At 50.7% G+C, this 12,786-nt stretch carries 12 protein-coding genes; 10 read left to right on the top strand and 2 right to left on the bottom strand.

All coding sequences use genetic code 11. From position 1 onward, the window contains the following. Positions 1 to 10 precede the first annotated feature (10 nt). Positions 11 to 796, bottom strand: a complete 786-nt coding sequence (locus EV681_RS00755; RefSeq protein WP_128393466.1) for a FadR/GntR family transcriptional regulator — start codon at positions 794 to 796, stop codon at positions 11 to 13. A 171-nt stretch (positions 797 to 967) separates the two neighbouring features. Between EV681_RS00755 and EV681_RS00750 the strand changes: the two genes are divergently transcribed. The 7 genes from EV681_RS00750 to EV681_RS00720 are packed head-to-tail and all read left to right on the top strand — an operon-like array spanning position 968 to position 8,639. Beyond that, positions 968 to 1,948 (top strand): 2-hydroxyacid dehydrogenase, encoded by a 981-nt coding sequence (locus EV681_RS00750; protein WP_130303076.1) that lies wholly within the window; start codon positions 968 to 970, stop codon positions 1,946 to 1,948. A 19-nt stretch (positions 1,949 to 1,967) separates the two neighbouring features. After that, positions 1,968 to 3,428, top strand: coding sequence for an NAD-dependent succinate-semialdehyde dehydrogenase (locus EV681_RS00745; protein ID WP_128393464.1), 1,461 nt, complete (start codon positions 1,968 to 1,970; stop codon positions 3,426 to 3,428). A gap of 48 nt (positions 3,429 to 3,476) precedes the next feature. Beyond that, the gene (locus tag EV681_RS00740) at positions 3,477 to 4,367 is read left to right on the top strand and encodes an NAD(P)-dependent oxidoreductase (protein WP_128393463.1); all 891 of its coding nucleotides are present in this window, start codon (positions 3,477 to 3,479) and stop codon (positions 4,365 to 4,367) included. Between the two features lie 15 nt (positions 4,368 to 4,382). Beyond that, positions 4,383 to 5,447 (top strand): tartrate dehydrogenase, encoded by a 1,065-nt coding sequence (locus tag EV681_RS00735; RefSeq protein ID WP_130303075.1) that lies wholly within the window; start codon positions 4,383 to 4,385, stop codon positions 5,445 to 5,447. A 25-nt stretch (positions 5,448 to 5,472) separates the two neighbouring features. Next, positions 5,473 to 6,471, top strand: a complete 999-nt coding sequence (locus tag EV681_RS00730) for a hydroxyacid dehydrogenase (protein WP_130303074.1) — start codon at positions 5,473 to 5,475, stop codon at positions 6,469 to 6,471. Next, a complete protein-coding gene (locus tag EV681_RS00725) occupies positions 6,468 to 7,616 on the top strand; it encodes a mandelate racemase/muconate lactonizing enzyme family protein (protein ID WP_128393460.1) in 1,149 nt (382 codons plus the stop codon). The genes EV681_RS00730 and EV681_RS00725 overlap by 4 nt, the downstream gene beginning before the upstream one ends. A gap of 36 nt (positions 7,617 to 7,652) precedes the next feature. Then, a complete protein-coding gene (locus EV681_RS00720; protein WP_130303073.1) occupies positions 7,653 to 8,639 on the top strand; it encodes a Bug family tripartite tricarboxylate transporter substrate binding protein in 987 nt (328 codons plus the stop codon). A 177-nt stretch (positions 8,640 to 8,816) separates the two neighbouring features. On the opposite strand, the gene EV681_RS00715 is transcribed toward EV681_RS00720, so the two are convergent. Further along, complete coding sequence (locus EV681_RS00715) at positions 8,817 to 9,464, bottom strand: GntR family transcriptional regulator (protein ID WP_130303072.1); 648 nt, start codon at positions 9,462 to 9,464, stop codon at positions 8,817 to 8,819. Positions 9,465 to 9,556: 92 nt separating this feature from the next. Here EV681_RS00715 and EV681_RS00710 point away from each other — a divergent pair, with 92 nt between their 5' ends. From EV681_RS00710 to EV681_RS00700, 3 genes are read left to right on the top strand one after another with little or no spacing between them, the layout of a single operon-like run. Then, the gene (locus EV681_RS00710) at positions 9,557 to 10,525 is read left to right on the top strand and encodes a Bug family tripartite tricarboxylate transporter substrate binding protein (protein ID WP_128393457.1); all 969 of its coding nucleotides are present in this window, start codon (positions 9,557 to 9,559) and stop codon (positions 10,523 to 10,525) included. Between the two features lie 33 nt (positions 10,526 to 10,558). Then, on the top strand, positions 10,559 to 11,338 hold the full coding sequence (locus tag EV681_RS00705) for an enoyl-CoA hydratase-related protein (RefSeq protein ID WP_130303071.1): 780 nt from the start codon (positions 10,559 to 10,561) through the stop codon (positions 11,336 to 11,338). A gap of 3 nt (positions 11,339 to 11,341) precedes the next feature. Further along, a complete protein-coding gene (locus EV681_RS00700; RefSeq protein ID WP_242612090.1) occupies positions 11,342 to 12,598 on the top strand; it encodes a CaiB/BaiF CoA transferase family protein in 1,257 nt (418 codons plus the stop codon). Positions 12,599 to 12,786: the final 188 nt, after the last annotated feature.

Raw genomic sequence — 12,786 nt, 5'->3', positions numbered from 1 at the left:
TATCAATATGCTATTTACCCAGTACAGTATTGACCAGCTTTGTTCTGGCAAGCCTGCGCGCCGCATCCTTATTTGATCCCTTCCAGTATTCGGGGTCTACATTTGCAATACGCCCCGCAGTATTTTGCATGTGGCAGAACGCCATCGCTCGCGCCGCCTCCGCGTCCTGTTGCTCAATGGCCTGCCGGATAGCCTCATGCTCGGCGCAAACACTCTCGGCCAATTGCCTCTGGCGGGCTTCATTTCCGCGTGTCACCCTTATTGCATCCTGTATAGCACGCGTCAGCATCCCGAGCAATTCCGCGTACAGCGGATTTCCCGTCGCCTTGGCAATCGCGAGATGAAATGCCAAATCTTCTCGTACGCCATCCCCTCCGGCATTGACGGCCTTATCTATATCGATCAAGGCACTATTGATTTCCGTCATTTGGGATTTTGAGCGACGCTCAGCGGCCAGCGCCGCCATCTCTGCTTCTATTCCTCGACGCAGCTCGATAATCCGCAATACACCCAAGGCAGGATTGTCATCAAATTGGGCTAAACGAAAAACGTCGTTGGCTTGTGGATTGAGCACTATCGTGCCGCTGCCCTGCCTGGTTTCTACAAGCCCTTCGGATTTAAGGCGAGAAATTGCTTCACGCACGACTGAACGACTCACCCCATACTCTTGTGTCATAAATTTCTCAGTCGGTAGCCGGGAATTTATTGGGTACTCACCGTTGCGAATCTGCTTGGCCAATATATCCGTAATGCGATCTGAGAGCGTTTTTTCATTGGTAAATTTGGGCTCACTCATGATGCCAGTTTGCTTCCTGTTGTTGCCGTCTGCTGAAGTGAGGAAATCTCAAATCAATAGGCAACAGAGTATCAAATTTATATTTGCTTGACAAATTTGTCTGATGAAATATAGAATTGAGCAGACAAATTCATAATACAAATTAAATTAAAGCATGGAGACAAACCACATATGTCATCGGGTGATTCAAAACCGAGCGCATACCTATGCCGCCGTCTTACACATGACGTTGAACTGGCTTTGCAGGCGCGCTATAACTTGCACATCAATGAACACGACAGCATTCTTGGCCCCAATGAAATAGCCCATTTGGCAAAGGGCAGCCAGATTCTGTTTGTGACCGCTACAGAGTCGGTCACGGAGGGCCTTATTGAACAGTTGTCGCCATGCTTGCGTTATGTCGCAACATTGTCAGTAGGCTACGACCATATTGATATGGCGGCCGCCAACAGGTTCGGGATCCAGGTACTACATACACCAGATGTATTGAGCGAAGCATGCGCCGAAATTGCAATGATGCTGATCTTGACTGCATGCAGGCGCGGCTATGAGGCAGACCAACTGGTCAGAAGCGGTCAGTGGCAAGGATGGAGTCCTACGCAGCTATTAGGTGTGGGGCTTACCGGGAGACGTCTGCTCATTTTCGGAATGGGAAGAATTGGCCGCGAAATAGCCAAACGTGCGCGCGCGTTCGGTATGCAAATTCATTATCACAATCGTCGTCGCCTTGATCCCGACCAGGAGATGGGTGCCCTCTTTCACGAGAATTTGGACAATGCACTAAGCAACGCAGATATCGTTATGGTGGCAGCCCCCGGATCCCCAGCTTTAAAAGGCATTATTAATGCCGAAAGCATCGCCCGCATGCCGGACGGCTCTGTGTTGATCAATATCTCGCGTGGAGATCTGGTTGATGACGACGCGTTGATTAATGCACTCAATAGTGGAAAATTATTTTCCGCGGGCCTGGATGTATTTTCCAATGAGCCGCATGTAGACGCGCGTTATTTCGCTCTTAAAAACGTATTTCTTACTCCCCACATTGGTAGCGCAACGCGTGAGACCCGCGATGCCATGGGCTGGATGCTTGTGAACGGCCTGGAACAACTGCGCCAGGGGCAACAACCAAGCAATCTCATCTCGACTAATTAATCAACCGAGCACATCATCAATGAATCTGACACACCCCTCGCTTTTCCGCAAGCAATGCTACGTCAATGGCCACTGGATCGATAGTGCCACGAAGCAGACCATGGATGTCATCAATCCCGCAAATGGCGCCATTCTGGGAACGGTCCCTTCTCTTACACAAGAAGATACTCGCAAGGCAATTGAGGCAGCACAGCTAGCGCTTGCTGAATGGAGCAAATTGCCTGCCAAACGACGCTCTCAGCTGATCCGCAGGTGGTTTGAATTATGCATGGAGAATCAGAATGACCTGGCTGCCATCCTGACCTTTGAACAGGGTAAGCCTCTGAAGGAATCACTTGGTGAAATCACCTATGGCTCGGCCTTCCTGGAATGGTTTGCCGAAGAGGCAAAACGTGTCTATGGCGATATCATTCCTGCCGCATCCGCTGATCGGCGAATTCTCGTCATCAAGCAGCCGGTCGGCGTAGTCGCTGCCATTACGCCGTGGAACTTTCCTAACGCAATGATCACCCGCAAGGCAGGCGCCGCACTGGCCGCAGGTTGCACCATTGTCATCAAGCCGGCGTCCAGCACCCCTTATTCGGCATTGGCATTGGCTGAACTGGCAAGTCAAGCCGGAATCCCTCCAGGCGTGCTTAACGTCGTGACGGGGAATTCGACAGTGGTCGGAACAGAGCTCACTACCAATTCCATCGTTCGAAAACTCTCTTTTACTGGTTCTACTGAGGTGGGCAAACACTTAATGGAGCAATGCGCCGGTACGGTGAAGAAAGTGTCAATGGAGTTAGGAGGTAACGCACCGTTTATCGTATTTGACGATGCCGATCTGGATCAGGCAGTGGCGGGGGCCATTGCATCCAAATTCAGAAATGCCGGCCAAACTTGCGTATGTGCCAATCGTATCTTCGTGCAAGACGGTATATACGACATTTTTGCAGAGAAACTCAAACAGGCCGTACTCGCTTTACGGGTTGGGGAAGGTTGGACCGAAAACGTCGACATCGGCCCCCTTATTGACCAGGCGGCCGTTAACAAAGTGAACCAACATATTGAAAATGCAATCAGTGGCGGCGCCCGTCTGCTGTGCGGAGGCCGCACGCATGAACTGGGCGGACTGTTTTTCGAACCCTCTATCCTTGTCGATGTGCCGCGAGATGCGCTTCTGATGTATGAGGAGACGTTCGGGCCTGTCGCCCCTTTGATCAGATTTTCCAGTGAGCAGGAGGTCATCGAATTGGCCAACGACACGCCGTTCGGACTGGCTGCCTACTTTTATACCTCTGACTATCAAAGATCCTGGCGGGTCGCAGAGGCGCTGGAAACCGGCATCATCGGTTTGAACGAAGGAATCATTTCCACCGAGCTGGCTCCTTTTGGGGGCATTAAAGAATCAGGGGTCGGGCGCGAAGGATCGAAGTATGGCGTGGATGATTACATCGAGATTAAGTATATATGTGCCGGTGGAATAAACGCCGCTTGATACAACTTCGACACCAATCGTGTGTCTAATTTTCAAATGGGAAAAGTGATGATTAATAAGCAACAAGAAATAGGTCTGATCGGTGCAGGGCTGATGGGTTCAGGTATCGCGTTAAGTCTGCTGCGAGGCGATCACCGGTTAACTATTCTTGAGCACCCGGGCAATCAGCCTCTTGATGCATTGATCAAGGCCGGCGCCCAAACATGCACCAGCGCATCCGATCTGGCATCACGCAGTGATGTACTGATTCTTTGTGTAACCGGCACGCCACAGGTAGAACAAGTTTTACTACAGGAGGATGGCGTTTTGCAAGGCATGAAAAAGGGATGCACGATTATTGACTGCTCTACAGCCATTCCTTCGTCCACCTTGAAAATTGCAAAATTGATTGAAGACAAAGGCGGAAAATTTCTGGACGCCCCCATGACGCGAACGCCAAAAGAAGCGGCCGAAGGACGGTTGAATCTGATTGTAGGTGGAGACGCCGACGTCTACCGAGCTTGCTTGCCAATCCTGCAGAGCTATGCAGAGAATATTACGTACGCGGGGCCAACAGGCGCCGGGCACAAGATGAAATTGCTGCATAACTACGTATCACTGGGCTTTTCGGTGCTATTGGCTGAAGCAGCAGCATGTGCACACAAAGCAGGAATAGATGAAAAAGCCTTTTGCGAGATTTTGGCCAACGGAGGCGGTGGCGGTGTCGTACTGAACCGGCTACGTCCATTCATTGAGTCTGGTGATACGTCTGGCTTTCAGTTCTCAATTTCCAACGCGCTGAAAGACATGACTTATTACTGCGCACTGGCAGAGGATCAGCATGCCAGGAGCGACATTGCCCAGTCAGTAAAAACAGCGTACTCTGCGGCCGCGCAGGCCGGACTTGAACAGGAACCGTTGCCAAAAATTGTCGACTTCTTTTCAAGTAAATTTGATTAATGAAAGCGCTGAGCGATGAACACATACCATATATCAGTTATACCCGGTGACGGAATCGGCAAGGAAGTAGTTCCCGCCGGCCTTCGCGTCCTTGATGCGGTCAGTGCAATACATGGCTTTGGGCTTCACTATCGTCACTATGACTGGAGTTGTGAATTATATAAATCCACGGGAAAAATGATGCCCGATGACGGCATTGAACGACTTGGAGACAGCGACGCAATTTTCCTTGGCGCCGTTGGCTTTCCTGGCGTGCCTGATCATATTTCACTGTGGAATCTTCTTATACCGATAAGACGCGAATTTGATCAATACGTCAACCTTCGCCCTGTCCGCCTGCTTGCCGGCGTGCCTTGCCCGCTGGTAAATGCGGACAAGAAAAAAATAGATTTCTGGATAGTGCGGGAAAATACCGAGGGAGAGTATTCTCAGGTGGGCGGGCGGATGTTTGAAGGAACAGACCGTGAATTTGTGGTTCAGCAGTCTGTTTTTACAAGACATGGTACGGACAGGATTATCAAATTCGCGTTCGAGTTTGCAAAACAGCAAAAGCGATTGCGCGTCACTTCAGCGACAAAATCCAATGGTATCTATCACGCAATGCCATATTGGGATGAACGATTTGCCGCCATGGCCAAAGGGTATCCGGACATCATTGCAGATCAATATCATATAGATATTCTATCCGCAAGATTTGTGTTGTCCCCTGAACGATTTGACGTAGTGGTCGGCTCTAATTTATTTGGCGATATTTTATCCGATCTGGGCCCCGGGGTCACCGGCACCATTGCCGTTGCTCCAAGCGCCAATATCAATCCTGAACGGCGCCACCCCTCCATGTTCGAGCCCGTCCACGGCTCCGCGCCCGATATTGCAGGTAAAGCAATTGCAAATCCGATTGGCCAGATCTGGTCTGCCGCGATGATGCTGGAGCATTTGGGTGAACAGCAAGCCGCTTCGACAATCATACACGCAATTGAACGAGCGCTCTGCGCCCCGGATCGTCGCGTCACGCCGGACCTGGGAGGCAATTGCAGTACAGACGAGCTGACAGACTCCATTATCGGCAACCTGAAATAGCTCATTAAACTAACAGGCTTTATGCATGAACAATAGCAAAGTACCGATAAAGATCATATTGACCGACACCATTCATCCGCAAGCTCACAGGATACTGGAACAGGAGACAGAGGTTATCACGCTTGATTCCGCGCTGCCAGCGGACCAGGCTGAACACAAACTGCGGCAATTAATCACTGACGCACAAGGCCTGATTGTCAGACGCAAGTTGCCCGACGGCATTTTCGATTCGGGCAATACACTGCGCGGCGTCGTTCGTCACGGAGTTGGCCTGGATTTTATTCCAGTCGATAGCGCAACACGCCACGGCATTCCCGTTGCTAACACACCAGATGTGAACGCCAACTCGGTCGCCGAATATGCGATTACAGCCATACTGGAAAGCGCACGCCGCCTGAATCATTTTGATCAAATGGTAAGGAGTGGAAATTGGCCAGCTCGCAAGACGGCGCCATCTCTGACATTTGAAGTAAAAGGGCGCACGCTCGGGATTATCGGATTTGGCGCTATCGGACAGCGAGTCGCTGAAATCGCTGCCTGTGGGCTCGGAATGAACATCGTAGTCCACACCCGCAGCGCTTCGCGTGTTCCTGAGAAATGGCCTGCGCTAAAAGTAGAAGCACTTTTTGCAAACAGTGATTTCGTTGTCCTTGCCTGCCCGCTGAATGACCAGACAAGAGGGCTAATCAATGAGCAAACACTGCGGCACGCGAAACCCGGTTTGATAATTATCAACGTGGCCAGAGGCGCCGTCATTAACGAGCCGGATCTGCTTGATGCACTTGAAAACAAAATTATTTCGGGTGCGGTTCTGGATGTATTTGAGAACCAACCGCTAGCCATGCACCATAAATTGCTGACACATCCTAATGTCATTCTTACCCCACACGTGGCCGGAATGACGCAAGACTCGGAGCGGGCAATGAGTATGCTGGCCGTGCAAACGCAACTGGCGCTTATTCGGGGAGAGCGACCGGTAAATATTGTCAACCCCGACTTTAAAACTATGAGGAAGAGCGAGTGAAAATTTCAAATGTTACTGCCATCCCCCTTTCCTATCGGCTACCGGAAGGAAAAACTGTCACGATGGGCGTGGGCAGCACCTTGAAGCGGGATGCAATCATCATACGAGTAGAAACATCTGATGGGATCGTCGGCTATGGAGAATCACATCCTGGCCGCAGTGCCGGCGCGATCGTCAGTCTGATCGAAAACACCTTAAAGCCACTCATTCTGGGCATGCAAGCGACCGACGTCATTGGCGCATGGCAGCGTATCCACCGGATGCAATTTTCCAGCCATGGGCTGGGTGCGGGCGCTGCCCTGGCCTATTCCGGCATTGATATGGCGCTATGGGATATTCGTGGCAAAGCGGCCAACATGCCGCTCTATGAACTGCTTGGGGGGTCGAGCAAGCGCATTCCTGCTTACGCTGGAGGAATCGCCTTGGGTTATCAACCCAAAGAGTCATTGGCCGAAGAGGCGCAATCGTACGTAGATCAGGGTTATCGCGCAGTCAAATTACGTATCGGAGATACCACCCAAAACGATATTGCACGTTGCCTGCACGTAAGAAAAGTACTGGGAGACGACATTGATATCCTGACAGATGCGAATACGGCCTACACCATCGCCCAGGTACGCAGAGTATTGCCAGCGCTCGCGGATATAAAAGCCGGCTGGCTTGAGGAGCCTTTTGCCTGCAACGATTTCGCCTCTTACCGGGAAGCCGCGAAAATCACCCCACTGGTTCCAATCGCGGCAGGGGAAAATCATTTTATGCGCTTTGAGTTCGCACAGATGCTTGAGGCTGGCGCCGTACAAGTCTGGCAGCCCGATCTATCCAAAACAGGCGGCATCACCGAGGCAATACGAATTGCCGATTTGGGATCCGCTTTCCGAATACCGATACATGCGCATAGCTCTGCAACCGGCTTGAATCATGCCGCAACGCTGCACTACCTGGCCGCTATTGAAAACGCCGGATACTTCGAAGCCTGCGTCTCCCACTTTAATCCATTCCGGGATATGTTCGGCGCCACGTTTTCCATTGGAAAAGATGGCTGCGTGGAGCCGCCCAAAGGGCCCGGACTGGGCGTAGAGGTAGATGAGGCAATATTCAAAGAATATCCAGTGGTTGATGGACCCGGATACATAGTCAAATTCTAAAAACAATTCTTTAAATAGAGTCAGAGGAGACAATCAATGAACACCAGAATACTTATTCGCCTGTTAACAGGCATATGCATATTTGCATCAGCCCATTGCGCCACAGCTGCAAGCGACACTGATGCTTATCCACAAGCACCTGTTCGCATCGTCGTTCCGTATACGCCTGGGGGCTTTAATGACACCCTGGCTCGTACGGCCAGTGAGTATCTAACCAAGCAGTGGGGCCAATCTGTCGTTGTAGAAAACAAGCCTGGTGGCAATACAATTATAGGTAATAGTTCAGTTGCACAATCAAAAGCAGATGGCTACACCTTGCTTATTACCCCCTTGCCTTTCTCTGCGCTACCCGGCCTTTACCAGCAAAAACTCCCGTACGATGCAATCAAGGATTTTGAACCTGTGATATGGGCTGGAAGTACACAAAACATCCTGACTGTACGCACAGATTCGAAATTCAAAGATGTGCAATCACTGATCGAATACGCCAGATCACATCCTGGCGAACTCAATTACGGCTCTACGGGATCCGGTTCTTCCAACCATTTGTCAATGGAGCTCTTTCAGGAGCTGACCAAGACCAACATGACTCACGTACCCTATAAAGGCAGCGCTGCCGCGGTAACCGCATTGCTCGCCGGCGACATTGATGTTCTGTTCGACAACGTACCTAATGTCTATCCCAATATTAAAGCCAAGAAATTCCGGGCGCTTGCTTCTACTGGAAAGACAAGGGCGCCGCTTACTCCCGATGTACCCACTGTAGAAGAGTCCGGAGTACCAGGATATGAAGTCAATGTGTGGTTTGGCATTCAGGCCCCATCGGGAACACCTGAACCTATCGTGGAAAAAATCAACAAAGACATCCGCAAAATGTTGAATGAAAAATCGGTGACTGAAAAATTCGCCAATCAGGGTGTAGAAGTGGTTGGGAGTACACCAGAGCGCTTCAAGGAATTAATCAGCTCAGAGGTCAAGAAATGGGGCGGCGTCATCGAGCGTGCAGGGATCAAGATCCAATAACGAAGGGCCGTCACAGGTATCCTTCACCGGTTTCACTAATCAAGTACAGACAAGATAAATGCCGGGGAAATGGTCGGCGCATTTATGATTGCCGGCTTGATTAGTGGACTTCTACAGGACAGCTCGGGGTGCCGCCCACACCGCGATTCGTCGCTCCCGGACCAGGCGTCATATTGGCTAATCTGGCATGTTTGTATTTTTCTTACGCCGCATGTGTTCACATATCCGGCGCTCAGCTAACTCCGCATCACGTTCCTGCAGTGCCTGGATGAAGGAAGCATGCTCACGCACGCTTTGAAGAATTTCGTTGCTATCCAGATTTGTCTTGTATCGGATCGCCTGCACCTGCAAGTTCAGCTTGTCGTAGATTTCGGTAAGAAACGGATTGTGAGCCGCCCGGTTAATTGCAATATGACAGCCTATGCTTTTCTCAAAGTAACCCGACACATCATTTTTCTGAAAGCGCTCTTCCACTTCCTGGTGCATTTTTACAATCCCGGCAATTTCTTCTGCCGAAGCGTTGGCCACTGCCTGTCGGATTGCCAGTCCCTCCAGCACGGCCAAAAGTTCGAAAATATTCTCGATATCCTCATTGGTCTTCTTGATTACGACAGCCCCTTTTTGAGGCTTGATCTGTATCAGACCATCCGCCTGCAGAATCCGATAGGCCTCTCGTAACGGTGTACGCGAGACATTCAGCTGTTCGCATAGCTCACGCTCGTTCAGTCGTTGCTCCGGTACCAATGCCCCTTCAATAATCATTTTTTTTAATTGATTAGCTACTTGGTTAGCCATCGTAGATGGCGAAATTTTGTAATCGGTCATAGTTAGGGTAAACATTAATAGGTGTGTGGTCTCGCCATTTGTATAATGTATACATTATACAAATATCTTAAAAATCGCTCTGGAGACAATACATGAAAAAACTTGCAATCATCTCTGTTAGTGGCATTTTATTGGCTTTTTCCATCTTCGCCCATGCTCAGTACCCTGAAAAGCCAGTGCGCCTGTTGGTAGGCTTCGTACCCGGAGGCGGAACCGATACATCGGCGCGTATCCTATCGGAGCAATTGAGTACCGAACTCGGGCAGGCAGTTGTGGTAGAAAACAGGCCCGGCGCTTCAGGACTTATTGCCGCAGATGAAGTTGCCAATGCCAAGCCTGACGGCTATACCTTGCTGCTTGCCAATATGCAGTCCACCGTATCCGCCCCGCACTTCATCAAGAAGAACGCTCCTGAGCCCTTGAGTAAATTCAGCCCGGTCTCCTTTATTGGCGTAGTACCAAATGTGCTTGTCATCAGCCCTGAAAAACATCCATTCAACAATGCCCGGGACCTGATCGACTTTGCCAGCAAAAACTCAGGAAAAATGTCTTACGCCTCCTCCGGTCTGGGCGGCCCTCAGCACTTGAGCGCAGCCCAATTTGCCCAGACTCACCATTTGACGATGACACATGTACCGTACAAGGGAAGCGGCCAGGCAGTCACGGATTTGATAGGAGGGCTGGTCGACTTAAATTTCGACACGCTTCCCGGGATCATCAGCCAGGTCAGGGCCGGCAAGCTCAAGGCCCTGGCAGTAACCAGTTCATCACGCTCTGCACAATTGCCTGACGTACCGACCATAGAGGAGCAAGGCCTGCCAAAAATCAATGTTGCTCAATGGTATGGGGTACTCGCACCCGCCAATGTACCGGCAGAGATAGTAAAGAAAATAGATTCGGCAATTAGCCGATCCCTGGAGAACGAAAATGTGCAGAAAAAACTCGCCCTTCAAGGGCTGACCATTGGCGATGGTCCCGACTCGCCCGAGTCGTTCAAAGCATTGATTGCAAAGGAATGGGTGAGTTACGGGGACATGGAAAAAGCTTTTAATACCCAATAAACAAACTCGCAAACTTATTAAAAAGGTTCCGTTATGCAGGAAGGTGTTATCACATCAATAGACCAGACAATAGCAACGGTAGTCATTAGCCGCGAACATAAGCTGAATGCATTTACCATCGAGATATGGAAACAATTGGGAGAAGCTTTCAGCCAGCTCTCGGCCAATCGGCAAATACGCTGCATTGTGTTGCGTGGTGCCGGGAAAAAGGCGTTTTCACCAGGCAATGATATTTCCGAGTTCGCCACATCCCGGTCCAATAAAGAACAGGCCATCGCCTACGGCCGGGTCATGAAGCAAACCATAGACAGCATTGCCGCCTGCGAACATCCCATTGTCGCGCAAATTCATGGGATTTGCGTTGGTGGCGGCCTTGAAATAGCCAGTCTGGCCGATGTGCGAGTATGTGGCGAAAGTTCACGGTTTGGCATACCCATAAAAAATCTCGGCCTGGTCATGTCCTATTCGGAGCTGCGACCGCTCATCCGCCTGGTTGGCCCTTCTGTTGCCAAGGCCATGTTGCTGGAAGGAAATATCATCGACGCGCAACAAGCTGTCAAATTGGGAATAATCCATAAACTGGTCAGCGATGATGAAGTGGAGAAAACGGCGCTTGAGACCGCCCGCAATATCGCGCAAGGCGCCCCGCTAGTGGCACGCTGGCACAAGAAATTCATCAGCAACATTGTGAACCAGGCTGAACTGGATGAAGCGGCGCTCGAAGAAGCCTTCGATTGTTTCGATACTGATGATTTCAGGATCGGCTATCGATCGTTTCTGGAAAAAAAACCACCAGCATTTACGGGGAAATAAAGCATGACCACAATAAACAAACCATCGAAAGACGCCCTGGCTGGCATGAAAGTCATCGAGCTGGCACAGATTATGGCGGGCCCCACCTGCGGCATGATGCTGGCCGATCTGGGCGCGGAAGTGATTAAAGTTGAAAAAATCAATGGCGGTGACGACTCAAGGCAATACAGCGATCCACAGATCAACGGCATTTCTGCGCCTTTTTTGATGCTTAACCGTAATAAACAGGCGATCGCGCTCGATTTGAAAAGTGAAAAGGGAAAGGAGATTCTCTTCAAACTCATTAAGGACGCAGATGTTCTGACCGAGAACTTCAGAAAGGGCACCATGGAAAAACTGGGGATTGGTTATGACACCTTGAGAAAAATCAATCCAGGACTCATTTATTGCTCCATATCGGGTTATGGTTCCGAAGGACCTTATGCAGACAAAGGGGGGTTTGATCTGATAGCACAGGGATTTTCCGGACTCATGAGCATTACGGGAGAACCAAACGGCGCGCCCTTGCGCACAGGCAATTCGATTGCGGATATCAATGCCGGTATTCTGGCGGCCTTCGGCATCCTGGCCGCGTATCAGCACAAACAGCGAACCGGTGAAGGCCAACGCGTGGAAACTTCCCTGCTGGAAGCCAGCCTTCAGCAGCTTTACTGGCATGCCGCCATTTACTTTGCCACAGGCGAATCGCCCGGCCCTTCTGGTTCATCCCATATCCTGGCCACACCGTACCAGGCATTTCCGACAGGCAGCGACTGGATCATCATCGGCGGCGCCAATGAGAAAAACTGGGTACGCATCGCCCAGGTCCTTGGACATGCAGAATGGACCGAGGACGAACGGTTCAAAACCAATTCGGCACGCATGGCCAACAAACCAGCGCTTATTACCATGATGACGGAAATACTCGCGACAAGGCCTGCCGCGCAATGGCTGGCAGAGTTTGATAAAGCCGGCGTGCCTGCAGGGCCCGTCAATAATATTGGTCAGGCACTAATGCACCCCCAAAGCCTGGCAATGGGAATGGTGGTCGAACAGGAACATCCTGTTGCCGGTGCCATCCGCACAGTGGGTATGCCTGTCAAGTTTTCAAAAACGCAGCCGAGATACCATCGCCCGCCCCCGCGCATTGGCGAAGACACCATACAGATTCTGCAGGGTCTTGGTTATACTTCCTCTGAAATCGACGAACTGATTCAAACCGGAACAATCACTTGCGTTTCAGGCAACAGTGCGCAACAGCCGGCTGCAACAAGTCAATAATCTTTCTTGGCGCGCAGCCAACTGAGTCGCAGTTTATACGGCCGCATTATCGAGGCCGTATAAACGCTCACACTTTTACGACCTATGGCCTTTCATGAGAAACCGGATTCATTACCCAAGCGGCTTCTCAAAATATACGCGCGCAAAACCGTTATCCGTGCCCCGTGCCACTTCGGCGTAGCCCAGCC

Origin of the sequence: Advenella incenata (genome assembly GCF_004217095.1) — a bacterium.
Classification (GTDB): Bacteria; Pseudomonadota; Gammaproteobacteria; order Burkholderiales; family Burkholderiaceae_B; genus Advenella; species Advenella incenata.
This window is presented reverse-complemented; position numbering and strand designations above follow the sequence as displayed.

Coding starts and splice junctions, on each gene's coding strand:
- EV681_RS00705 (WP_130303071.1), top strand. CDS start 10,559: ATGCAGGAAGGTGTTATCACATCAATAGACCAGACAATAGCAACGGTA.
- EV681_RS00700 (WP_242612090.1), top strand. CDS start 11,342: ATGACCACAATAAACAAACCATCGAAAGACGCCCTGGCTGGCATGAAA.
- EV681_RS00755 (WP_128393466.1), bottom strand. CDS start 796: ATGAGTGAGCCCAAATTTACCAATGAAAAAACGCTCTCAGATCGCATT.
- EV681_RS00735 (WP_130303075.1), top strand. CDS start 4,383: ATGAACACATACCATATATCAGTTATACCCGGTGACGGAATCGGCAAG.
- EV681_RS00745 (WP_128393464.1), top strand. CDS start 1,968: ATGAATCTGACACACCCCTCGCTTTTCCGCAAGCAATGCTACGTCAAT.
- EV681_RS00715 (WP_130303072.1), bottom strand. CDS start 9,464: ATGACCGATTACAAAATTTCGCCATCTACGATGGCTAACCAAGTAGCT.
- EV681_RS00730 (WP_130303074.1), top strand. CDS start 5,473: ATGAACAATAGCAAAGTACCGATAAAGATCATATTGACCGACACCATT.
- EV681_RS00750 (WP_130303076.1), top strand. CDS start 968: ATGTCATCGGGTGATTCAAAACCGAGCGCATACCTATGCCGCCGTCTT.
- EV681_RS00720 (WP_130303073.1), top strand. CDS start 7,653: ATGAACACCAGAATACTTATTCGCCTGTTAACAGGCATATGCATATTT.
- EV681_RS00740 (WP_128393463.1), top strand. CDS start 3,477: ATGATTAATAAGCAACAAGAAATAGGTCTGATCGGTGCAGGGCTGATG.
- EV681_RS00710 (WP_128393457.1), top strand. CDS start 9,557: ATGAAAAAACTTGCAATCATCTCTGTTAGTGGCATTTTATTGGCTTTT.